Below are 21,290 nucleotides of genomic sequence, written 5' to 3'. Positions count from 1 at the left end.
TTTTTACGTCTGAAATAAGTGGCTGATAATAAGGGGCTGATAAAAACGCTTGGGAACGTGTTGGAAAGAAGTTAGCGGATCTGTTTATACACCGAAGAAAAATACGTTTTTTCCTATGCTGTTAAGGCTCTATCTTCATGAAAAGTAAAGTCGCGTTTAATAGCTTGAGTTATTGATTGAAATCTCTACGACTCCTTTGTACTGCTGACGCTTTTTAATATTTTTTTCAAAACATGATTGACCTGATGGCTTAAAGCAGTCTACAATCAATTTCGTTTAAAAGAGTTGGCAATATTTATGTCCAGAGTTGCGAATAATACGTTAGTATGTTCGGTCCTGTTAAGTCATAAGTAATACCGAGTTTTTTTAGCACTATAACGTTAGATGATTAACATCTACGTATAAATTAACTTAACCTACAGGATAACAGACATGTCTGACGTAGTAACTGGTACAGTAAAATTTTTCAACGAAACTAAAGGTTTCGGTTTTATCACTCAAGATTCAGGTCCTGACGTTTTCGTTCATTTCTCTGCAATCAACACTTCTGGTTTCAAAACTTTGGCTGAAGGCCAAAAAGTTGAATTCCAAGTAGCTCAAGGCAAAAAAGGCCCTGAAGCTCAAAACGTTACACCTTTATAAGGTAACGTTGCTGAGGATTCTCTCAGCAGTGCGAATACTAAAAAGCGACTTTTAAAGTCGCTTTTTTTGTTTTTATAGGTCAGGCTTATTTTCTCAAGGTGCTTCCATGGTAGGTTTGATCTTATAAATTGTGTTTGGATGAAATATGAGAGAGGTGATTTTCTATGGCTGCTAAATCTTTACAAGAGCAGTTGTTAGGCGTTGGGCTTGTTGATAAGAAGAAAGTTAAAAAATTAAAAGCAGAAAGCTTGCAGCATAAGCAGAAAGTGAAAAAAGGCAAAGCAGATGCTACGGATCAAGATGCACGTCTTGAGGAGTTGAAGCGCCAAAAAGAAGAGAAGGTTGAGAAAGATCGGGCTTTAAACCTTGAACGTCAAAAGATTGTTGAGCAAAAAGCCATCCAGGGGCAGATTCGTCAGATGATAGAGCAAAACCGTATTCGAAAAGAAAATGGTGATATTGCCTATCATTTCACAGATAACAAAAAAGTTAAGCAGCTGTATATTAGCCAGTCTATGCATGATGACTTGAGTCGAGGTCGCTTAGCGATTGTAAAGCTTGATTTGCAGTATGAGCTTCTTCCTGAGCCTGTTGCGGTAAAGATTAATGAGCGAGACTCATCATACGTGCTTGTTTGTAATAATCGCGTAGAAAGCATTGATGATGATCCTTATGCAGACTTTCAAATACCTGATGATTTAATGTGGTAACTGTCTTATCTAAAGTGATATGAGGGTTTTTTACCCTCTATTCTAATTTCCGCGCAGTTTTTCCTCTTCTAGATTTTATTTTTCATCTTCAAATCTGACTTTTTCATAGATATTTCTTTGTATCCTGACGGAAAGTTTTCAATTTTTGTGCTTAAAAGTGTCAAAAATTAGATTCCATGTGCACATTGACAGCCCAATATTCTCACTATTATTTTTATAACTACATGATAAATAATAAGTTTTAGATTTTATCTAAGGTATTCATTCTGCATTCAAAATCCTTTTTGAATGATATATTTCATCAAAAAAGCATCGATAGCGAATACTTTATGCAAGTAGCTTGCATCTACTTGTCTATTTCTGAGGAATGTTTAGATTGTTTGACTGTTGCTTGCACATATCAAGCGCCTACAAGAAAAAGCTAAACATTAAAAAGGGAAACGAGAATGAAAAAATCGATTATTGCTATTGCTGTGTCAAGTGCTGCACTTGCTTCTGTATCCGTTCAGGCTGCTGAAGGTTCAACTGTTGATGTTTACGGTAATATCCAGTACGCATACACAGACGCTGATGCTGGAAGTGACTTTGCAGATAATGGCTCAACCATTGGTTTGAAAGGTGAAACAAAAATCAATAATGATCTAACGGCTTTCTTCAAGTATGAACTTGAAGCTGATGCGGACCAGAAGACTGGAGATGTGAGTGTCGGTCTTGACCAAGCATTCGTTGGCTTAAAAGGCAGCTTTGGTAAGGTGCAAGTTGGTTCGTTTGATACTATTTATAATAACGCTATTCAGGACTCTGTTGATCAGTTTGAGAATGTTAGCTTTACAAGTGCTGACAAAACTACTGAAGGCGATACTGTTGCCTATTTCTCTCCTTCCATGAGCGGATTCGAGGTGCAAGTAGCAGCTCAGGTAAAAGGTGATGGTAGCGAATTGGCTGCATCTAACACAGATGGTACATCTGTAATGGCAGTTGTTAAATATTCAACTGACCTTGTGTCTGTTGCGTTGGGTTATGATGCTCGTGAAAACACATCAACAGATCCTAAAGCGACTACAGGTTTAGCTGTTACTGTAATGCCTATGGCTAACTTGTCCGTTACTGGTAAGTATGAAACGACTGAAGATACTCAAGACATCCTAGGTTTAGCCGCTCGTTACGGTTATGGAAGTGGTGATGTGTATGCTTCATATGAAAATGTTGATCCGGACTCTTCAGACGACTTCAATGAGTATGGTGTAGGTGTTACTTACAACCTAGCTTCAAATGTGTATGTTTATGCTGAAGTTGGTCAATTTACAGCGTCAGAAGATGACCAAACAGCTGTTGGTGTTTACTACGGTTTCTAAGATCTTCTCCTAGATGATTTTATTTACTCTAAGGCTCCTAACCTGTTAATAGGGTAGGAGCCTTATGTTAAGCAAGATCATTCAAGGTTCCATATTTCTTCTCTTGTAGGCGGATTGTTGGAACATTTTGGCATCAGATGGCAACATCTGGTGCCTTTTTTTATTCATTTACTTTGTCTTTTGATTTTAATCAATGGCTTGATTGTTATTTAATCAAAACGTTAAACTAATTTATCATTTAGATTTGGCGGCCAACTATGTTCAATATGAATTTTTCTGAGGCAGTTTATGTGGATACGAATCAGGTCGATTGGATTGCCAGCCCTATGTCTGGTGTTTATAGAAAGCCATTGGCAAGAGAAGAGGCTGAGCGGGGTCATGCGACGAGTTTAGTGCAGTATGAAGCTGGTTCTGTATTTCGTCCTCACCCTCATCCATTAGGTGAAGAAATACTTGTTCTAAAAGGTATTTTTTCAGATCAAAAAGGGGATTTCAAAGCGGGCAGTTATTTTAGGAACCCTCCGGGTAGCAGTCATGCACCTCATAGTCTTGATGGTTGTTTTTTGCTTGTAAAACTTCACCAATTTCAAGCGTCAGATTTAAACCAAGTATCTATCAATACGCCTTCTATTTGGTCTTCTGAGCATTCAGAAGTATTGCCGCTTTATCAATATGGGGCTGAGCAAGTTTGGCTTATTCGTATTCAAAATAGTGACGATATATTAAGCCAGCTAGACATGTCTGCTTCGGTTGAGTTATTTATAATCTCTGGTCATGCACGATATGGCGATATTGAAATGCCCGAGGGGGTTTGGTTGCGTGAGCCCGCGTTTTCATTGGATAAGTGGCATGTAAAATCAGAATGTTTTATCTGGTTAAAATCAGGCCATTTCTAAATTCAGATCATTATTTAGATTGAGGTTATTGTGAAGAATATTGTACCGGAACAAAAGCGTGTCTACCTACCTATAGTTGATAGTGACGAGGTGTTCCCTGTCGGTCGAGTGTATTGTGTTGGTCGTAACTATGCTGAACACTCAAAAGAAATGGGGGATGACCCAGAAAGAGACCCTCCGTTCTTTTTTGCGAAAGACTCTTCCAGTGTTGTTCCTGCTAATTTTTCTGCCGTTACTGCTATTTCTTACCCTATGGCGTCATCACAGTTTGAATACGAAGTTGAGTTGGTTGTTGCTATTGGTAAAGGTGGTCGTCACCTAACACAGGAGCAAGCTGCGGATTCTATTTTAGGTTATGCTGTTGGTTTGGATATGACCAGACGTGATCTTCAGGCACAAGCTAAGAAAAAAGGACGTCCTTGGGAGGTTGGGAAATCATTCGACCAGTCTGCGCCAATAAGTCCCATTTTGATTAAGAGTAAAAAGCTTACTGCTAAGGTCAGAGAGGCGGAAATTGGCTTAAAGGTGAATGGTGAGGTTAAGCAATTGAGTCGCGTTTCAAATTTAACCTGGTCTATTGAAGAGGTGATTTGTAAATTATCTGATGTTTTTGAGTTAAGGGCGGGTGATGTGATCATGACGGGAACCCCTGAGAACGTTGGTGCTGTGATTGTTGGTGATGACATGGTGGCTTGGGTTGAGCATCTTGGTGAAATTTGTGTCCGTGTTACTGATTAAACTCGTAAAAGGCGCTTTGTAAGGTGGAAGTGGCTGGGTGTTTGTATTTACTGAGCAAATGAATGGCAACTTCTGCGGTACATAGTCCAATATTTTTTTGGTTTCGTCGTTTGCTATAGACAGACGTCAAGCCTACTATCTCATAATGTTTGAAGCGTTTTAGGTAAGGCGATTGATTGTACATTTTTCGTGCTTGTTGCCATGTACCATCAATGATGACGATGTTTTCAATCGTTAATGAGCTTTCGCTAGTGTACTTTTGCTTTTCGTTCTCACAAAGGTAGATAAGTAAGGTCTTGTCGAGTGGAAGTGTAGCTACTGAGTTATTTTGCGCCACTCTCGACCATTCAATTATTTCACAATCGTTTCCAAGTGACTGCTTTATCAATTTCCCAGTTCCTGTTGTCTTTTTGAGTTCTTCGCTGTGTGTTAGCAGCCAAATTTTCATAGAATAGGTTCACTTTAATAAAGTGTGTATTCTACTTAATTTTCGTACATGTCGAAAATAAAAAAGCCTAAGGTAAATCAAGAGATCATCCTTAGGCTTTTGATTATTTCTTCTATTCGGTCTACGGTTTATTCTTTACCAATAGAGCCGATTTTGTGAATAGACAAATCGGCGCCGTTAAACTCATCTTCTTCACTCAGGCGTAAACCGCTGATTGCTTTTACAGCGCCGTAGACAATAACCCCTGATAAAGTTGCAACAACAATGCCGCTTAAACTTCCTATTAGCTGAGACATGACGCTAACGCCTCCGAGTCCACCAAATGTTTCGGACCCGAAAATACCGGCAGCTATGCCACCCCAAGCACCACAAACACCATGTAAAGGCCATACGCCGAGAACGTCATCTGTGTGTTTGAGTTTTTGTTGGATGTGGGTGAATAAGACGGTAAAAATGACACCCGCAATAGCACCGGTCGTTAAGGCGCCAATAGGGTGCATGATATCTGACCCTGCACAGATCGCAACGAGTCCTGCTAATGGTCCGTTATGAATAAAACCAGGGTCGTTTTTGCCAAAGATCATAGCGGCTATGATACCTCCCACCATGGCCATTAAAGAGTTCACAGCCACTAAACCACTAATGCCATCCAGAGTTTGCGCAGACATAACATTAAAACCAAACCAGCCTATGCAAAGGATCCAGGCGCCTAATGCGAGAAAAGGAATATTGGATGGCGCAAAAGCAACGAGTTTTCCATGTCTGAAACGACCATTCCGTGTGCCAAGTAAGATGACTGCGGCCAGTGCAACCCAACCACCAAAAGCATGAACCACAACCGAACCGGCAAAATCATGAAAAGGCGCGCCATATTGTGTTTCAAGCCAATTTTGAAAACCGTAATTGCCATTCCATACAATGCCTTCAAAAAATGGGTACGCAACACCCACAATGACAGCAGCGGATATGAGCATTGGGTAAAATTTTGCTCGCTCAGCCACGCCGCCAGAAATGATGGCAGGTATTGCTGCGGCAAACGTCATTAGAAAAAAGAATTTGACTAACGCGTAGCCATTTTCTTGAGATAAGGTCGCCGCACTTTCAAAAAAATTAATACCGTAGGCTATTTGATAACCAACAAAGAAATAAACCAAAGCGGATATCGCAAAATCTGTCATGATTTTCACGAGTGCATTGACTTGGTTTTTATGGCGTACGGTTCCGACTTCTAAAAAAGCAAAACCTGCATGCATCGCAAACACCATAATGGCGCCAAGAAGTATAAAAAGAGTATTTGAGCTGGAAACGAGCATTTCAACTGCACTGTTTGTGGGTGTCACGGGTGGCTCCTGATGTTGTTGTTGCACCGTAATGGTTTGATTTTTCTTTTCGGTGCACTTTATTTGGGCTTAATTGTGTTTTTATTCTCTTTATTTTGATTTCTTTCTTGGTTAAGCAATTATTATTCCACTTGTGCGTTTTTTTGGTGCTTTTTGTGTTTTTCATTTTTCTGTAACGCACTGTTTTGGTTTTTTAGAGGAGCTGGAGGGCGGTGTTTTAGGCGTTACTCTGATTTCTGGTGATCAAATATTAATCATTACCTTTTTTAACAATACTCAGTTTCTATTGGCTTTCTATTTTTTTTTTAACAACATACTATCGAGTGGTTGGTGTATTTATTAAGGTCAATATATTTTTAATACGCTTAACATAATGTCGTTGCTTAAGGTCTAATTGCTTTTAGCGTAGTTAAAAGATTGCTCATGTAAGAGCAGCATATAAAATGAGGTTGTTATGTCAGGTCAGTTAGTTTCAGGTATTGTTAAGTGGTTTAATGACGAGAAAGGATTTGGCTTTATTGAGCGTGACGGTGGGGCAGATGTTTTTGTTCATTTTCGTTCAATAAATGGAAATGGTCGTCGTACTTTGCAAGAAGGTCAAAAAGTAACGTTTGAAGTGACTGATGGGCAGAAAGGTCCTCAGGCTGAGAATGTCACTATTGTATAGTTGAGCCTCTGAGTCTTTATAAAAAACCATGCTTTACAAAGTGTGGTTTTTTTATGCGTATAATTTGTATATTTAAGAATATCGGAGATGAATGTGTTACCAGTTCTGTATTCGTTTAGGCGTTGTCCTTATGCCATTAGAGCAAGATACGTTATTGCTGTGTTGGGTGTATATGTGTCGCTAAGAGAAGTCATTCTCAAGTCAAAACCCGAGGAGTTGTTATCGTTAGGAGGCCGCTCCAGTGTGCCTCAGCTTATCGATGTCGATGGCTCTAGGTATCCAGAAAGTTTAGATATTATCTTTTGGGCGATTTCACGCGCTGCTGACAATCCCCTCAAAGACAGCCTGTGGTCGTCTCAAGTTAAGACGCAGCATAATATTAAAGCATGGATAAAATACAACGATCATTTTTTCAAGTGCTGGCTTGATCGTTATAAATACGCGGATCGTCATCCTGAGTTTAGCGAGCGGTATTATCGAAATAAAGGTGAGGTGTTTTTGCGGCGGTTGGATGCACGTTTAGCAAAAAAGGTTTTTTTATTCGGTAACACAGCGAGTATTGCCGATATTGCTGTATTCCCATTTGTGCGTCAATTTGCTGCGGTCGATCAAGCGTGGTTTGATCATTCTGAATACAATAATATTAAAACTTGGCTGGCTGGATTTTTAGAGTCTGAGGTGTTTAAAACGGTTGTGATGGCTAAATATACAGCTTGGGAACCAAGGCAAAAAGAAATTCTGTTTCCTGCTTCCTAAGCTGCTTGAGTGTTTAGAATATTAATCGATTAGGCCAAATGTCACCCAGTACAAGAAACCAGGGTCAGCATCATTTGGAAGCTTAAGAGGAATGAAGTTTCCGTCATTGTCTAGATAAGTAGAGTTTGGAAAGCTTTGTTTTAACACCGCAAGGTTGGTTTGTGCTAAATCAGTCTGTTCTAAATCGTTGTAAGATTGGACTGAAATGGCGAGCGCTTCTTCTACAGAGTGCGTGCTTGGGTAGTGCTGAATCACTTCTTGGCTGCGGCGCAATGCAGAAAGTGGGGCTTTGCGTTTTAAGTAATAGTGGGCTACTTGCAGTTCGTGACGGGACACCATTTCGCGCAAATAATACATGCGCGCTTTTGCGTCTGGTGCATAAGCGCTGTTTGGGTAGCGCGAAGTGAAGTCTGCAAGTTCATTGAATGCTTTTGATAGCTCCTTGGAATCTCGTTCACTAGGATCGAGATTCAAGTAACGAGACATTAGGCTTTCCGCCCCTTTGTAGGTAGAAAGAGCACGCATATAGTATGCGTAATCGACTGAGTCGTGTTCAGGGCGATTTTTGACGAACCGTTCAGCAGTTGCATGAGCAGCGATGAAATCGCCCGCTTCGATTTGAGCATAGATTAAATCCAGCTCTGCACGTGCGCTGAACTCGCCAAATGGATAGCGAGAGTCCAAATCTTTTAGGTGTTTAATGGCGGTGGACGGTAGATTTTCTTCCAGTGCTTGCTGAGCTTTATCGTAATAGGCGCGTTCAGGCAGGTCTGGTTCTTGTATTTGTTTGCTCGAACAAGCAACAATGAATAAAGAAAAACTTACTATTCCAGAGAATCGGAGCAACGAGTGATGAAATCCCATGTATAATCAAAACCTTGATATGGTAGTAGATTAGCCTCAATCGGCATTTTGTAGCGTTATATTGCGAAAGATGATGAAGTGCAAGGCGCTACACGTTTTTTCACTTTCAGACTCAATGATAAAATCAATGAACTGAAAACAACAGACTAAAGTACATTGTATGGCAGAGCGCATAGTAAAAGAAGCCCAAGTTCCGTTCGATTTGGGCGGTAACCGATTTGATCAGATCGCCACCGAGTTGTTTGGCGATTATTCACGTTCGCGAATCCAAAGTTGGATCAAAGAAGGTGTTTTAAGAGTCGATGGAAAAGCCACCAAAGCGAAAGAGAAACTGTTTGGCGGCGAGACGGTATCATTGGATATCGTAATCGAAGCTCAAGAAGACCACGAAGCGCAGGAAATGGCGCTCGACATCGTTTATGAAGATGACGATATTATCATCGTGAACAAACCAGCCGGTTTGGTTGTGCACCCAGCAGTGGGGAACCGCGACGGCACTTTAATGAATGCCATTCTTCATCATGCACCAGAAACCGCTCATATACCGCGCGCCGGCATAGTGCATCGTTTGGATAAAGAGACAACGGGTTTGATGGTGGTGGCGAAAACGCTAATCGCGCAGACGGATTTAGTCTCTCAGCTGCAAGAGCGCAGTATGGGACGTGAATACGAAGCCATTTCGATTGGTGTTATGACGGGCGGTGGTGAGGTTGATGAGCCAATTGGTCGTCATCCACACAATCGTCAAAAACAAGCCGTTGAGCCTGTGCATGGAAAAGATGCCGTGACGCATTATCGATTGGTCGAGCGTTTTAAAAATCACACGCATATCCGATTGAAGTTGGAAACTGGTCGTACTCATCAGATTCGAGTGCACATGGCCTTTATTCAATACCCATTGGTTGGCGACCCTCAATACGGCGGCCGTCTAAAAATGCCGAAAGCCTGCTCACCAGAGTTGCAAGATCAACTGCGTAATTTCCGCCGACAAGCATTGCACGCCAAAAGGTTGGAATTGGCTCACCCTGTTACGGGTGAGTGGATGGAATGGGAGGTTGATTTGCCCGAAGATATGAAGCAACTATTAGACGCCCTTAGAACCGATATGTTGGAATCTGGTAGTAACGACTCAGAATACTTCTAAAAATAAGGCAGCTTCGGCTGCCTTTTTACTGTTTGCTTGTCTGTATGGAGATACTGATGTCTTCCTCTTCTTCGTTTATTCGGCCTAACTGGCCGGCGCCTTCTAAAATTTGTGCTTATGTCTCTACTCGTATTGGTGGGGTCAGCAGTCCGCCGTTCGATAGCCTTAATTTAGGTCTTCATGTTCAGGATGATCCTGTTTCAGTCAATCAGAACCGCCATATATTTACAGCCAAAACTGGCATGCCTGATTCCGCTGTTTGGTTAAATCAGGTGCATGGAACGGATGTTGTGACGCTGCCTTCTGAGTCCTTACCTGAAAGCGCTGATGCGGCGTTCTCTGAAACGTTGAGTCAAGTGTGTGCGGTTTTAACCGCGGATTGTTTGCCCGTGTTTTTTTGTAACGCATCGGGCACGCAGGTCGCCGTTGCGCATGCGGGTTGGCGAGGTTTGTGCGCTGGTATTTTAGAGACAACATTAGCCAAATTTGAGGACAAGAGTCAGGTAATGGTGTGGTTTGGGCCTGCTATTGGGGCTTCTGCTTTTGAAGTAGGAGGCGAAGTGAGGGCGGCGTTTATGGCGATCCATCCGAATGCGCGAGATGCGTTTAAATCAGTGCCAGCGACGGACAAATGGCTGGGGGATTTATATTTGCTGGCCAAGCAGCGGTTATGCACTGCGGGTGTGACTCAGATTTATGGTGGCGATTATTGTACTTTTTCGGACGAGACGCGTTTTTATTCCTATCGTCGAGAGGGTAAAACGGGCCGAATGGCATCGGTTATTTGGATTGATGAGTAGATTGTTCGTTGTTTTATTGATGAGTGTCAAAAAAATGACACCTCACTCTTGAAAACGTATTTTTCAATGCTATTAAGTAATCAGTTGATGTATTTCCTCTTATTTTTTTCAAAGGATGTCAGATCATGCGTATAGATCGTTTAACCAGTAAATTGCAGTTGGCGCTTTCCGATGCTCAGTCCGTTGCTCTTGGGCAGGATCATTCTTATATCGAGCCATTGCATTTAATGATCGCGTTGCTGGATCAGCAAGGTGGTAGCACACGTCCGATTTTGCAGCAGTCAGGTATTCCTGTCGCCAAATTCCGTGACAGTCTAAATGAGTTATTGTCTCGTCTTCCTGAGGTTCAGGATCATGATGGGAATGTTCAAATGTCGCCAGAGCTCGGTCGATTAATGAATTTGGCGGACAAAGAAGCCCAGAAGCGAAAAGATCAGTTTATTTCTTCTGAATTGGTCTTGATGGCGATGTTCGACGGCAAAGACGACCTTGCAAAAAGCCTGAAAGCGAGTGGCGTGACAAAAGCTGATATTGCGGCGGTTATTGATAACATTCGAGGTGGGGACTCTATTAATGACCCTGATGCCGAAGAAAGTCGTCAGACATTAGATAAGTACACGGTTGACCTTACTGCTAGGGCAGCTGAAGGTAAGTTAGATCCTGTGATTGGTCGAGATGATGAGATTCGTCGTACTATCCAGGTTTTACAGCGTCGCCGTAAAAATAATCCGGTACTAATTGGTGAGCCGGGCGTGGGTAAGACCGCAATCGTTGAGGGCTTGGCGCAGCGAATCATTAATGGTGAAGTGCCTGAGGGTCTAAAAAACAAACGCGTTTTATCGCTTGATATGGCGGCCTTGATTGCTGGTGCGAAATATCGAGGAGAGTTTGAAGAGCGTCTAAAAGCCTTGCTGAATGAGTTATCAAAGCAGGAAGGTCAGATTATTTTGTTCATCGATGAAATTCATACCATGGTGGGGGCGGGTAAGTCGGAAGGTTCAATGGACGCTGGTAACATGCTTAAGCCTGCATTGGCGCGCGGAGAACTACATTGTGTTGGTGCGACGACCTTAAATGAATATCGTCAGTACATTGAGAAAGACGCTGCGTTGGAGCGACGTTTTCAAAAAGTGTTAGTGGAAGAGCCTACGGTATTGGATTCCATTGCCATTTTGAGGGGCTTGAAAGAGCGTTACGAAGTGCATCATGGTGTGGATATTACCGATTCTGCAATTATTGCAGCGGCCAAATTGTCTCAGCGCTATATCACTGATAGACAATTACCGGATAAGGCGATTGATCTGATTGATGAGGCTGCGAGTCGTATTCGGATGGAAATGGACTCTAAACCAGAAGACATGGACCGTTTGGAGCGTCGCTTGATTCAATTAAAAATTGAAAGAGAAGCGCTTAAGAAAGAAAAAGATAAGGCGTCTAAGCTTCGATTGGCTGAGTTGGATGGCGAAATTGAGAGTTTACAAAAACAGTTTTCGGATTTAGAAGAAATCTGGAACGCAGAAAAAGCCGCTGTTCAAGGGGCTCAAAAGTTAAAAGAAGAATTAGAAAGTGTTCGTCACGAAATGGAAGAGGCTCGCCGTAGTGGTAATTTGGCCAAAATGTCTGAGCTTCAATATGGCGTGATTCCCATGCTGGAAACAGAAATAGAAAAAGCCAGTCAAGCGGAAGAAAATACAGAAACTCAGTTATTGAAAAGACGCGTAACGGAAGAGGAGATTGCGACGGTAGTCTCTCGCTGGACAGGTATTCCGGTCGATAAAATGCTAGAAGGTGAGCGTGATAAGCTGCTACGAATGGAGGAAGCGCTGCATGAATCTGTTATGGGGCAGAATGAGGCTGTGTCAGCGGTTTCTAATGCGGTTAGGCGTTCTCGATCTGGATTAGCTGATCCAAACCGACCTAATGGCTCCTTCCTTTTCTTAGGGCCTACTGGTGTGGGGAAAACGGAGCTTTGTAAGTCATTAGCGAAATTTCTGTTTGACACTGAGCAGGCCATGGTTCGGGTCGATATGTCCGAGTTTATGGAAAAGCATTCAGTGGCTCGTTTGATCGGAGCGCCACCAGGATACGTTGGCTATGAAGAGGGGGGCTATTTGACCGAAGCGGTCAGACGTCGACCTTATTCTGTGTTATTGCTTGATGAAGTTGAGAAAGCGCATCCTGATGTTTTTAACATTCTCTTGCAAGTGTTGGATGATGGTCGATTAACAGACGGTCAAGGCCGCACAGTGGACTTTAGAAACACGGTTATTGTAATGACATCGAACTTGGGATCAGATTTGATTCAGGACTATAAATCAGCAGACCAATATGAAGAAATCAAATCGAAAGTGATGGAAGTGGTGGGGATGCATTTCCGTCCGGAATTCATCAACCGAATTGATGAAACCGTTGTGTTCCATCCTTTGATGAAATCTCAAGTCAAAGGTATTGCAACCGTACAGTTGGCGAACCTAAATGAAAGATTGTCAGAGATGGGAATGTCGTTAACGTTAACCGATGCGGCTGCAGATCAGTTGGTCGAGATAGGATACGATCCTGTTTATGGTGCTCGTCCACTGAAGCGAGCGATACAGAAGTGGATAGAAAATCCACTGGCTAATGAGTTACTAGCGGGTAATTTTGCGACTGGAGATCATATTCGCGCAGATGTTGTGGATGGTGTGATCGGTTTTTCCAAAGCGAGCTAGTGCTTTGAAGATATAAAAAATCCCTGAATACACAGTATTCAGGGATTTTTTTGGTTTTTGCTTAGAAGTCTACAAAAACACCAATGAAGGCGCCTTTAGGTTCGTATTTACCTGCGGATGAAAAATCTTCAGTCATCGTACGGTAACCAGCTTCTATACCTGCGAAAATTAAAGGCTGGTATTTGATTTTGAACGTTGTGTCGCTAATGTCTGCATCGCTACCGCCGCCATTTTTTACTTCACCGCCAATAGATAGGGCTGTGCCAGGGAAACTAACATAAGCGGATACATAAACTAATGGGTAAGTACCATCGATATCGGAGTTGCCCGCATCGGAAATCTTACGGAATGTAACACCAGCATCTAGATCCAACCACAATAGGCCATCTAGAAACTCATAGTATAGCGTGTAGTCATTAAAGCTAAGGTCCGCTTTGTCTTTTTGTTCTAGAGCTTGATGTTGTAAGCGAACGTTTGGGATTAGAGGGATTGGGTGCTCTACTGCGATACCGTAGTAAGAGTTAAAATCATCTCCATCATTGACAGCGAACGTTCCGGCTTCAGCGGTTAGGCCAAGTACGTCTGCATGAGCAGCACTGGCAAGCAAAGCAGTTGAAAGTAAAAGAGCTGATTTCATAATTAGTATCCATATATCAAGTAAGATAAATTTTGTCTAATTATAGTTTGAAGAGAAACAAAAACCAATGAAATAAGGAGGGGGTGTGAAATATTGTGAAGATTTTTAAAAGATGGCTGGGGTAGAAGGATTCGAACCTACGCATGACAGGATCAAAACCTGTTGCCTTACCGCTTGGCTATACCCCAATAACTGATTTTCTTTGTGCTGGTGAGAAGGATTCGAACCTCCGCATGACAGGATCAAAACCTGTTGCCTTACCGCTTGGCTATACCCCAATATCGAATTTTGGTGGCTATGACTAGATTCGAACTAGTGACCCCATCATTATGAGTGATGTGCTCTAACCAACTGAGCTACATAGCCTAAATTGTATCTTGACGCTTATAACGTATATCGATGGCTGGGGGAGAAGGATTCGAACCTCCGCATGACAGGATCAAAACCTGTTGCCTTACCGCTTGGCTATACCCCAATATCGAATTTTGGTGGCTATGACTAGATTCGAACTAGTGACCCCATCATTATGAGTGATGTGCTCTAACCAACTGAGCTACATAGCCTTGTCTGTTGGCTGGGGTAGAAGGATTCGAACCTAAGCATGACAGGATCAAAACCTGTTGCCTTACCGCTTGGCTATACCCCAACAGACTGACACAAAAGCCGCTTACATAAAATGATCTACTGCCTCTGTGGCGCGATATTATTCATATAACCGGTTAATGGGTCAAGTGTTTTTCTTAAAACTTTTAATAATGAGCTAAACATTAAAACGGAAATGCATGACATCGCCGTCTTTTACGATGTAGTCCTTACCTTCCAAGCGCCATTTTCCTGCTTCTTTTGCGCCACTTTCGCCCTTATATTGGATAAAATCATTATAGCCAACCACTTCGGCGCGGATAAAACCTTTTTCAAAGTCTGTATGGATCACACCAGCGGCCTGTGGGCCTGTTGCGCCTTGTTTTACTGTCCAAGCACGTACTTCTTTGACGCCTGCTGTAAAGTAGGTCTGAAGGCCTAGAAGCTCGTATCCTGCGCGGATGACTCGATCAAGACCGGGTTCTGCCATGCCCATTTCATCAAGAAACTCTTGCATCTCTTCTGTGTCTAGCTCAGAGATTTCCGCTTCAAGCTGGTTGCAGATGGGAACAAGCATTGCGCCCTCTGCAGCGGCTATTTCACGCACTTGATCCAAGTAAGGGTTATTCTCGAAACCGTCTTCCGCTACGTTGGCAATGTACATCGTTGGTTTTGTTGTCAAAAGGTGCAGTTGACGCACTTCTTTTTGCTGATCTTCTGACATTTCTAGTGAGCGAACAGGAAGGCCGTCTTCAAGATGGGCCTTGATTTTTTCTAAAAAAGCTTTGTGGGCAATGGCTTCTTTGTTACCACTCTTTGCATTTTTTCCAGTACGGAAAATTTGCTTGTCGATAGACTCGATATCGGCAAAGATCAACTCTAAATTGATGACTTCAATGTCTAGTTTTGGGTTGACGTGATTTGAAACGTGAATAACGTTTTCGTCTTCAAAGCAGCGAACAACGTGAGCAATGGCGTCTGTTTCGCGGATATTAGCAAGAAACTTGTTACCAAGGCCTTCGCCTTTTGAAGCGCCTTCTACAAGGCCGGCAATGTCAACAAACTCCATCGTCGTTGCCAAAACGCGTTCAGGCTTCACTATCTCAGCAAGCGCATCCAAGCGAGGGTCTGGCATGGCAACAACGCCTGCATTTGGCTCGATTGTACAGAATGGAAAGTTCTCCGCGCCAATACCTGCTTTGGTTAACGCATTGAATAAAGTTGATTTACCGACGTTAGGTAACCCAACGATGCCGCAATTAAAACCCATAGTGAGATTCCTAAAATAATTAAGTTGTTACGCTTTGAAGCTGTGAAGTTGATTCATTACAGGGTTTAAGTTGCCTTTTACTATGTCGTCAACATAGCGCAATGATTCGTCGATTGTTTGTTCTATTTTTGCATAGTCGTCAGGAGACGCTTTTTTAAGAACGTAATTGGCGACTTGACTTGCGTGACCTGGGTGGCCAATGCCTAATCTTAGGCGGCCAAAGTCTCGGTTATTCGCAAGCTTAGCAATAATGTCTTTTAGTCCATTGTGACCACCATGACCACCACCTTTTTTCAATTTTACGGTGCCGGGAGGAATGTCGAGCTCATCGTGTATAACAAGGACTTCTTCAGGAGGGATTTTGTAGAATTGACAAACGGCCTGAACGGCTTTGCCACTTAAATTCATATAGGTGGTGGGAATAAGGAGGTAGCACTCTTCACCAGCTATAGAAACTTTGCCAAATTGGCCTGAAAACTTTTTCTCAGAACGAAGAGAGCATTGGCTCTGACGAGCCAATGCCTCAATCCACTGAGCGCCTGCATTGTGGCGAGTATTCTCGTATTCGCTGCCTGGATTACCCAAGCCTACTAATAATTTGAAACCTGCCACAATACTGCCTTCAATGGTGTCTTAACGTTTTGATTTACCGATACGGCCGATAGGTTGGTTGTGATCTTCGCCTTTCAACAAAGAAATCAACTCAACGCCTTCAGGCAGAATAACATCAGATAAATGGAAGATTTGATCAAGTTGACCTTCGATTACGTCAACGATCAATACTTCAGGTAGGTTAGCTGGTAGGCAACGTACTTCAGCCAATTTAGATTCAACAGTCAAACGACCGCCTTGGCTCTTAACACCTTCACTTTGTGCAGCGTTGATGAAGCTTAAAGGAACACGAGTTGTGATCGCTTTGTCTTCTTGTACGCGCTGAAGGTCCATGTGCATAACTAGACCTGTTGCTGGGTGACGCTGTAGTGCTTTAACAAGAACTTTTTCAGCTTTACCTTCAACAGATACTTCAACTAGACCAGTCAAGAAACCTGGTGTTCCAACTGCTTTAAGTAGCTCATTGTCTTTGAAAGAAACAGACTGTGGAGCAACTTCGCCACCATAAATAACCGCTGGTACTTGACCAGTGTTACGAAGGCGGCGGCTCGCACCTTTACCTTCTTCATTACGTGCTACGGCATTAATAGATAATGTCATGATATTTTCCTAATAAATAATATAGTTTGTGCCCAGAACTGCGACCCGCTCCGAGCGTAATTGTTTGGCTTAGGCCCCAAACATGGCACTGATAGACTCTTCGTTGCATACACGACGAACAGCCTCCGCCATAATGTCAGACATCGACAATTGGCGTATTTGAGGGCAATTAAGCGCCTCTTGTGTCAATGGGATGGTATCAGTCACGACCAACTCATCAAGCACGGAATTTGTAATGTTCTCAATCGCTTTGCCAGACAGTACTGGGTGAGTACAGTATGCAAGCACTTTTGCGGCGCCGTGTTCTTTTAAGGCTTTTGCCGCGGCACATAATGTGCCACCGGTATCACACATGTCATCGACTAATACACATGTTTTACCTGCTACGTCGCCGATCAAATGCATGATTTGTGCTTCGTTAGCACGTGGACGACGTTTGTCGATAATCGCTAGGTCAGCATCATCGAGCATTTTTGCAAAGGCGCGAGCGCGAACTACACCACCAACATCGGGAGAAACCACCGTAATGTTTTCATGGCCTTGGCGTTTTAAATCGTCAAGTAATAATGGCGTTGCATAAACGTTATCAACAGGGATATCGAAGAACCCTTGGATTTGGTCTGCGTGCAAGTCGACTGTTAGTACGCGATTGATACCAACAGCAGAAATCATATCGGCGACGACTTTCGCTGTAATGGGTACACGAGCAGAACGTACTCGACGATCTTGGCGAGCATAACCAAAATAAGGAATAACAGCGGTTACACGCGTAGCTGACGCTCTGCGTAATGCGTCTGCCATGACAATCAGTTCCATTAGGTTGTCATTGCTGGGTGCACAAGTAGATTGGATAATAAAAACGTCTTTACCGCGCACATTTTCATTGATCTCGACCGCAATCTCACCGTCACTAAACTTACCTACGGTTGCATTGCCGATCGGTAGCCCTAGACGGCGTACCACCCTGCGAGCGAGTTCAGGATTTGCATTACCGGTAAAAACCATCAACTTGGACACTGTGTATACCTTTGTATTTTGTAGCGATGAAATAGACTGGCCAGGGACTTGATGTGTTTGTCTGGCGTACTTAATCCCTGTTTTGCTTAATCCACTGGTTTAGTGCGTAATGAGTAGGAGAAGTGTTACAGCCACGACAAATCCAGCTTTGCCATTTTTGTGGTGTAAATGCTTTAACTCGTTCAGCATCTTGCAAATTTTCAAATGCTAAGAACAGACAAGCCCCGGTTCCAGTTAATTTCGCATCACCGTGGTTTTTAAGCCACAAATAGGCTTCATTTACGTCGGGATTGTGCTTTCTTACTACTTCTAAACAGTCGTTATGCCCATCCAGCTTCAAGGCGTGCGGTATTTTGATCGGAGGGGTGTCTCTTGTCAAATACTTATCGGTAAAAATTTGACCAGTTGAGACATGGCAATTGGGCTTGATCAGCAAATAATAAGGCGTATCTAAGGTGACTTTTTCCAGCTTCTCACCAATGCCTTCTGCAAAAGCCGCAAACCCCATCACAAAAACAGGGATGTCAGCGCCTAAATGGACACTGAGCTCGGCCAATTTTTCTAATGAAAGATGGCATTCCCATAGGGTGTTTAATGCTAATAATGTCGTAGCAGCATTAGAGCTGCCGCCGCCAATCCCTCCACCCATAGGTAGTTGTTTTTCTAGTGTAATATCGACGCCGAAGTGACTGTTTTGTTTGTAGGGTTGCAGTAGTTTTGCGGCTTTATATATGAGGTTGTCTTCGGTTGGCAATTGCTCAATAACTGGCGAAATAGTGATGTGGTTATTTTGCGTCAGCGTAAATTCTAACGTGTCACATAAATCAATAAATTGAAACACCGTTTGCAGTTCATGGTAACCGTCTTCTCGTCGGCCTGTGATGTGTAAAAATAAATTTAATTTAGCGGGAGAAGGTAATTGCATGGTGATTATTGAATGGTCCATTGGTTAATGATCAAGTTTACTTTAAATGGTGGGTTAGAGACTTGCATTTTTTGCGGTAAGGATAAGCCATCTATTTCTGTGAAATTAGTATAAGTCACCAACCAACCATCTTGTTCAATTTCACTCGGAAGGTTGCTGTCTGGATCGTTGGTGGTTCGTGATGCGCTACTTGGGTCAGGCAATCCTCTTATCCAATACGATACCTGTTCGACGGGAAACTCCCAGCCGAGCTCTTGTTGCAATAGTGTTGCAGGGTTGGTGCCTGTTATCACTGTGTCTTCATAGGCTAAGGTGACAATGCCTTCTTTTGATTTATTCAATTTAGTGGCGCCTTGACCAAAAGGACCAACAATATTCAGAGAGAAGGTTTTTGGGTCTTTTTGCCAGTTAAAATTACCGGACACAGCGTCTTCTGGTGTTCGTATTCCGACTCGGCCAGATGTTTCCCATTTAGAAATGGCGCTGACGCTGGTTGGTGGTGGCGTGATAGGGCCTCTTGGTGTTGTGCTACAAGCGCTAATAAGTGAGGTTAATGTCACCAAGCAGAGTATGCGAAAATTCATTCGGATTGTTCCTGTTCCAGTTCGTCTATCAGCGACGGTGAAAGTCGTTTTATTGTATTAAGTAGCAACGGCGTCTCTGGCGATGTTTTTAGTGCCGCTTTCCAGACGTCTATTGCTTCATCGTAATATCTTTGTTGCCACAGAGATTCACCGTAATGTGCGGCAATTTCTGCGTCTGGGAGAATAGACCACGCTTTTTTTAAATAATAAGTGGACTGCTCTAATTCACCTTTAAGGAAAAAACCCCACCCTAAACTGTCGATAATGGCAGGATCGTTGTCGGCTTTTTGATACGCCGATTCTATATAGGTCATCGCTTCATCAATGCGTTTACTGCGAGTTAATAAGGTATAGCCGAGCGCATTAAGGTACTGGGGGTTGTCTGGGTCTTTTTGCAATAATGTTTTCAGCTCTGTTTCCGTTGTTTTCCAGTTCCCCAACGTTTCTGCGAGCAGGGCTTTTCGGTAACGTAAAATATCAGACTCAGGAAGCGTAATGAGAGCATGATCTATTAACTCGTATGACAGTTCTATGTGTCCTTTCTCTTCATGCAGTCGGCAAATAGAAGCCACCTGCTCCGGCATATTTTCACGCAGCGTTCGGCTGAGCACCATGTTGTTAATGTCGTTTTCTTTGCCTTCCTCGTAAAGCCATAACGCCATTTGGTTGGTTGCATTGGCGCGCAATGTTCCGTCGACCATTGACATGGTTTGAAGGGCGTCTGTTTTTTTTCCAAGTTGCGCCTGCGCAATGGCGCTTAAGTATTGAATTTGATCCGATAGGCCAAGTTGTTCTTTGGGGAGTTCTTTAGCGATATCTAAGGCCAATGCCGGCTGTTCGTTCTCTAGCAACACACGCATGAAGTTGATGCCAACCTGAAGTTTTTCGGGGGTGTCTAAATTCGTGTTTTCATACACCTCAACCGCATGACTTGACTGTTTGTTTTCAACAAGAAAATCAATCAAAGGCGTCAATAATCTTGTGTTTCTGGGAGTATGTTTCAATGCGGTGGATAAGGTTGAAATGGCGTGATCAAATTCCCCGAGGTTCTTTTGACTAAAGGCGAGAATAAGGTAAAGCGCTTCACTTTTTTCAGTATCGGCTTGCGCCAAAAGGCGTTCAGAGGTGCTGATAGCAGCTTGGTACTTTCCTGAAAGCAATAAAATATGAGCATGGCTTAATTGAATGTATTGGTTACTTCTTGGTTCCGGCGATAAGACCGAAATTGCTTCTTCAATGGTGTTGACCTGATCGCTGTCACGGACAATTTCTTCAAGATAAAGTGGCAGGAAGCGCAAAGAAACGTTTTTTTGTATGGCATCGGTTAGCAAGGTCGCGACGTCGTTAGCACGATTCTCTTTAATGAGAATTTGCAGCTTGAGTGAGTAAGCGGGCTCTGATGTTGGGACAACAGACAGCCATAGATCGGCACTTCTTTCGATGTACATACGATTTTGAGAAACGACCGCAATGTGTGTTAGTCGTTCAATTAGGGGGACATTGCCTGATTGACTGGCCAGTTTATAAAACGGTTCGAATGCTTTATTTGGGCCTTCTCTTTGCAAGGTGAATTCGGCGTTTAGTAGCGCTTCAATATTGCTATTGGACATTCTTGTTACTTGAGGGGATTTATCGCTCAAAGTCGCAATATCCGCTTGGGCCGTAATATGACTACAGGCGCTTAAAAACGGTAAACACAGAATAGACAGTAGAGCCAAAGACATTTTAGTGTAGGGCTTGTTGTTCTGTTGTTTTTGGGTATTGCCTAAAGCGGAAGGCATGCGTTTTCTCAGTATTAAATTCATATAACCCTTATGGTATCGCTCACAACTCTTTATGTCAGGCATAACTATAAACTAATCCTATTACTTTTATTGATCATATGGGGTGCGAAAAAAAGCTAATTTCTCGTATAATGTGTCTTCTTTATGTAAAGAGTCGTGTTGGAGCGGTGCTTGCTCCTGTCATTACCTTAAATCTCGATCTTTGAGAAGA

The 21,290-nt window shown here is 42.8% G+C and carries 21 protein-coding genes and 6 tRNA genes; 10 read left to right on the top strand and 17 right to left on the bottom strand.

Annotated features, from left to right (window positions below):
• Positions 1-432 precede the first annotated feature (432 nt).
• From D104_RS28520 to D104_RS28500, 5 genes are all read left to right on the top strand, one after another.
• Positions 433-642, top strand: a complete 210-nt coding sequence (locus D104_RS28520; RefSeq protein WP_024024079.1) for a cold-shock protein — start codon at positions 433-435, stop codon at positions 640-642.
• A 164-nt stretch (positions 643-806) separates the two neighbouring features.
• Positions 807-1,352: a DUF2058 domain-containing protein gene (locus D104_RS28515; protein ID WP_024024078.1), complete on the top strand. Its 546-nt coding sequence runs from the start codon at positions 807-809 to the stop codon at positions 1,350-1,352.
• 446 nt (positions 1,353-1,798) lie between these two features.
• The gene (locus D104_RS28510) at positions 1,799-2,707 is read left to right on the top strand and encodes a porin (protein WP_024024077.1); all 909 of its coding nucleotides are present in this window, start codon (positions 1,799-1,801) and stop codon (positions 2,705-2,707) included.
• 257 nt (positions 2,708-2,964) lie between these two features.
• A complete protein-coding gene (locus D104_RS28505; protein ID WP_024024076.1) occupies positions 2,965-3,603 on the top strand; it encodes a cupin domain-containing protein in 639 nt (212 codons plus the stop codon).
• A gap of 30 nt (positions 3,604-3,633) precedes the next feature.
• Entirely contained in the window at positions 3,634-4,341 is a 708-nt protein-coding gene (locus D104_RS28500; RefSeq protein WP_024024075.1) for a fumarylacetoacetate hydrolase family protein, read from the top strand.
• Here D104_RS28500 and D104_RS28495 read toward each other — a convergent pair.
• Together D104_RS28495 and D104_RS28490 are read right to left on the bottom strand one after the other, a co-directional pair.
• Entirely contained in the window at positions 4,331-4,789 is a 459-nt protein-coding gene (locus D104_RS28495) for a tRNA-uridine aminocarboxypropyltransferase (RefSeq protein ID WP_024024074.1), read from the bottom strand. The two genes, D104_RS28500 and D104_RS28495, sit on opposite strands and share 11 nt — an antisense overlap.
• Positions 4,790-4,917: 128 nt before the next feature.
• Entirely contained in the window at positions 4,918-6,129 is a 1,212-nt protein-coding gene (locus D104_RS28490; protein WP_024024073.1) for an ammonium transporter, read from the bottom strand.
• A 454-nt stretch (positions 6,130-6,583) separates the two neighbouring features.
• Here D104_RS28490 and D104_RS28485 point away from each other — a divergent pair, with 454 nt between their 5' ends.
• Entirely contained in the window at positions 6,584-6,796 is a 213-nt protein-coding gene (locus D104_RS28485) for a cold-shock protein (RefSeq protein ID WP_024024072.1), read from the top strand.
• Between the two features lie 87 nt (positions 6,797-6,883).
• Positions 6,884-7,552 carry a glutathione S-transferase gene (locus tag D104_RS28480; protein WP_024024071.1) on the top strand — a complete coding sequence of 223 codons (669 nt, stop codon included), beginning with the start codon at positions 6,884-6,886 and terminating at the stop codon, positions 7,550-7,552.
• A 21-nt stretch (positions 7,553-7,573) separates the two neighbouring features.
• Here D104_RS28480 and D104_RS28475 read toward each other — a convergent pair whose 3' ends face one another.
• Complete coding sequence (locus D104_RS28475) at positions 7,574-8,416, bottom strand: outer membrane protein assembly factor BamD (protein WP_024024070.1); 843 nt, start codon at positions 8,414-8,416, stop codon at positions 7,574-7,576.
• Positions 8,417-8,576: 160 nt separating this feature from the next.
• On the opposite strand from D104_RS28475, the gene rluD reads away from it, so the two are divergent.
• The 3 genes from rluD to clpB all read left to right on the top strand — a co-directional run bounded on the left by rluD (position 8,577) and on the right by clpB (position 13,068).
• The gene (gene rluD / locus D104_RS28470; protein WP_024024069.1) at positions 8,577-9,560 is read left to right on the top strand and encodes a 23S rRNA pseudouridine(1911/1915/1917) synthase RluD; all 984 of its coding nucleotides are present in this window, start codon (positions 8,577-8,579) and stop codon (positions 9,558-9,560) included.
• 56 nt (positions 9,561-9,616) lie between these two features.
• Positions 9,617-10,360, top strand: a complete 744-nt coding sequence (gene pgeF, locus D104_RS28465; RefSeq protein ID WP_024024068.1) for a peptidoglycan editing factor PgeF — start codon at positions 9,617-9,619, stop codon at positions 10,358-10,360.
• 125 nt (positions 10,361-10,485) lie between these two features.
• Complete coding sequence (clpB, locus tag D104_RS28460) at positions 10,486-13,068, top strand: ATP-dependent chaperone ClpB (RefSeq protein ID WP_024024067.1); 2,583 nt, start codon at positions 10,486-10,488, stop codon at positions 13,066-13,068.
• Between the two features lie 61 nt (positions 13,069-13,129).
• Here the strand turns inward: clpB and D104_RS28455 are convergent, their stop codons facing one another.
• The 14 genes from D104_RS28455 to D104_RS28390 all read right to left on the bottom strand — a co-directional run bounded on the left by D104_RS28455 (position 13,130) and on the right by D104_RS28390 (position 21,100).
• On the bottom strand, positions 13,130-13,705 hold the full coding sequence (locus tag D104_RS28455; RefSeq protein ID WP_024024066.1) for a TIGR04219 family outer membrane beta-barrel protein: 576 nt from the start codon (positions 13,703-13,705) through the stop codon (positions 13,130-13,132).
• A 113-nt stretch (positions 13,706-13,818) separates the two neighbouring features.
• Positions 13,819-13,893: transfer RNA gene (locus D104_RS28450), tRNA-Gln, on the bottom strand.
• Positions 13,894-13,913: 20 nt separating this feature from the next.
• Positions 13,914-13,980: transfer RNA gene (locus D104_RS28445), tRNA-Gln, on the bottom strand.
• A 14-nt stretch (positions 13,981-13,994) separates the two neighbouring features.
• Positions 13,995-14,071: transfer RNA gene (locus tag D104_RS28440), tRNA-Met, on the bottom strand.
• A 34-nt stretch (positions 14,072-14,105) separates the two neighbouring features.
• Positions 14,106-14,180 (bottom strand) — tRNA-Gln (locus tag D104_RS28435).
• Positions 14,181-14,191: 11 nt separating this feature from the next.
• Positions 14,192-14,268 (bottom strand) — tRNA-Met (locus D104_RS28430).
• Between the two features lie 8 nt (positions 14,269-14,276).
• Positions 14,277-14,351: transfer RNA gene (locus tag D104_RS28425), tRNA-Gln, on the bottom strand.
• Between the two features lie 114 nt (positions 14,352-14,465).
• The gene (ychF, locus tag D104_RS28420) at positions 14,466-15,557 is read right to left on the bottom strand and encodes a redox-regulated ATPase YchF (protein ID WP_024024065.1); all 1,092 of its coding nucleotides are present in this window, start codon (positions 15,555-15,557) and stop codon (positions 14,466-14,468) included.
• Positions 15,558-15,584: 27 nt separating this feature from the next.
• Complete coding sequence (gene pth / locus D104_RS28415) at positions 15,585-16,169, bottom strand: aminoacyl-tRNA hydrolase (RefSeq protein ID WP_024024064.1); 585 nt, start codon at positions 16,167-16,169, stop codon at positions 15,585-15,587.
• A 21-nt stretch (positions 16,170-16,190) separates the two neighbouring features.
• Positions 16,191-16,769, bottom strand: coding sequence for a 50S ribosomal protein L25/general stress protein Ctc (locus D104_RS28410; RefSeq protein WP_024024063.1), 579 nt, complete (start codon positions 16,767-16,769; stop codon positions 16,191-16,193).
• Positions 16,770-16,838: 69 nt separating this feature from the next.
• Entirely contained in the window at positions 16,839-17,786 is a 948-nt protein-coding gene (locus D104_RS28405; protein WP_024024062.1) for a ribose-phosphate diphosphokinase, read from the bottom strand.
• Between the two features lie 70 nt (positions 17,787-17,856).
• Positions 17,857-18,732, bottom strand: a complete 876-nt coding sequence (gene ispE / locus D104_RS28400) for a 4-(cytidine 5'-diphospho)-2-C-methyl-D-erythritol kinase (protein WP_031214835.1) — start codon at positions 18,730-18,732, stop codon at positions 17,857-17,859.
• Positions 18,717-19,295, bottom strand: a complete 579-nt coding sequence (gene lolB / locus D104_RS28395; RefSeq protein WP_024024060.1) for a lipoprotein insertase outer membrane protein LolB — start codon at positions 19,293-19,295, stop codon at positions 18,717-18,719. Before lolB ends, ispE begins: the two co-directional genes overlap by 16 nt.
• Positions 19,292-21,100 carry a tetratricopeptide repeat protein gene (locus tag D104_RS28390; RefSeq protein WP_024024059.1) on the bottom strand — a complete coding sequence of 603 codons (1,809 nt, stop codon included), beginning with the start codon at positions 21,098-21,100 and terminating at the stop codon, positions 19,292-19,294. Before D104_RS28390 ends, lolB begins: the two co-directional genes overlap by 4 nt.
• Between the last annotated feature and the right edge of the window lie 190 nt (positions 21,101-21,290).

Source organism: Marinomonas profundimaris, assembly GCF_000508165.1.
Classification (GTDB): Bacteria; Pseudomonadota; Gammaproteobacteria; order Pseudomonadales; family Marinomonadaceae; genus Marinomonas; species Marinomonas profundimaris.
The sequence above is the reverse complement of the archived record's forward strand: the minus strand, read 5'-3'. Positions and strand labels throughout refer to the sequence as shown.

Excerpts from the sequence above, each read along its gene's own strand:
- D104_RS28520 (WP_024024079.1), top strand. The coding sequence starts at position 433 with ATGTCTGACGTAGTAACTGGTACAGTAAAATTTTTCAACGAAACTAAA.
- D104_RS28515 (WP_024024078.1), top strand. The coding sequence starts at position 807 with ATGGCTGCTAAATCTTTACAAGAGCAGTTGTTAGGCGTTGGGCTTGTT.
- D104_RS28510 (WP_024024077.1), top strand. The coding sequence starts at position 1,799 with ATGAAAAAATCGATTATTGCTATTGCTGTGTCAAGTGCTGCACTTGCT.
- D104_RS28505 (WP_024024076.1), top strand. The coding sequence starts at position 2,965 with ATGTTCAATATGAATTTTTCTGAGGCAGTTTATGTGGATACGAATCAG.
- D104_RS28495 (WP_024024074.1), bottom strand. The coding sequence starts at position 4,789 with ATGAAAATTTGGCTGCTAACACACAGCGAAGAACTCAAAAAGACAACA.
- D104_RS28485 (WP_024024072.1), top strand. The coding sequence starts at position 6,584 with ATGTCAGGTCAGTTAGTTTCAGGTATTGTTAAGTGGTTTAATGACGAG.
- D104_RS28480 (WP_024024071.1), top strand. The coding sequence starts at position 6,884 with ATGAATGTGTTACCAGTTCTGTATTCGTTTAGGCGTTGTCCTTATGCC.
- D104_RS28475 (WP_024024070.1), bottom strand. The coding sequence starts at position 8,416 with ATGGGATTTCATCACTCGTTGCTCCGATTCTCTGGAATAGTAAGTTTT.
- rluD (WP_024024069.1), top strand. The coding sequence starts at position 8,577 with ATGGCAGAGCGCATAGTAAAAGAAGCCCAAGTTCCGTTCGATTTGGGC.
- pgeF (WP_024024068.1), top strand. The coding sequence starts at position 9,617 with ATGTCTTCCTCTTCTTCGTTTATTCGGCCTAACTGGCCGGCGCCTTCT.
- clpB (WP_024024067.1), top strand. The coding sequence starts at position 10,486 with ATGCGTATAGATCGTTTAACCAGTAAATTGCAGTTGGCGCTTTCCGAT.
- D104_RS28455 (WP_024024066.1), bottom strand. The coding sequence starts at position 13,705 with ATGAAATCAGCTCTTTTACTTTCAACTGCTTTGCTTGCCAGTGCTGCT.
- ychF (WP_024024065.1), bottom strand. The coding sequence starts at position 15,557 with ATGGGTTTTAATTGCGGCATCGTTGGGTTACCTAACGTCGGTAAATCA.
- D104_RS28410 (WP_024024063.1), bottom strand. The coding sequence starts at position 16,769 with ATGACATTATCTATTAATGCCGTAGCACGTAATGAAGAAGGTAAAGGT.
- ispE (WP_031214835.1), bottom strand. The coding sequence starts at position 18,732 with ATGGACCATTCAATAATCACCATGCAATTACCTTCTCCCGCTAAATTA.
- lolB (WP_024024060.1), bottom strand. The coding sequence starts at position 19,295 with ATGAATTTTCGCATACTCTGCTTGGTGACATTAACCTCACTTATTAGC.
- D104_RS28390 (WP_024024059.1), bottom strand. The coding sequence starts at position 21,100 with ATGAATTTAATACTGAGAAAACGCATGCCTTCCGCTTTAGGCAATACC.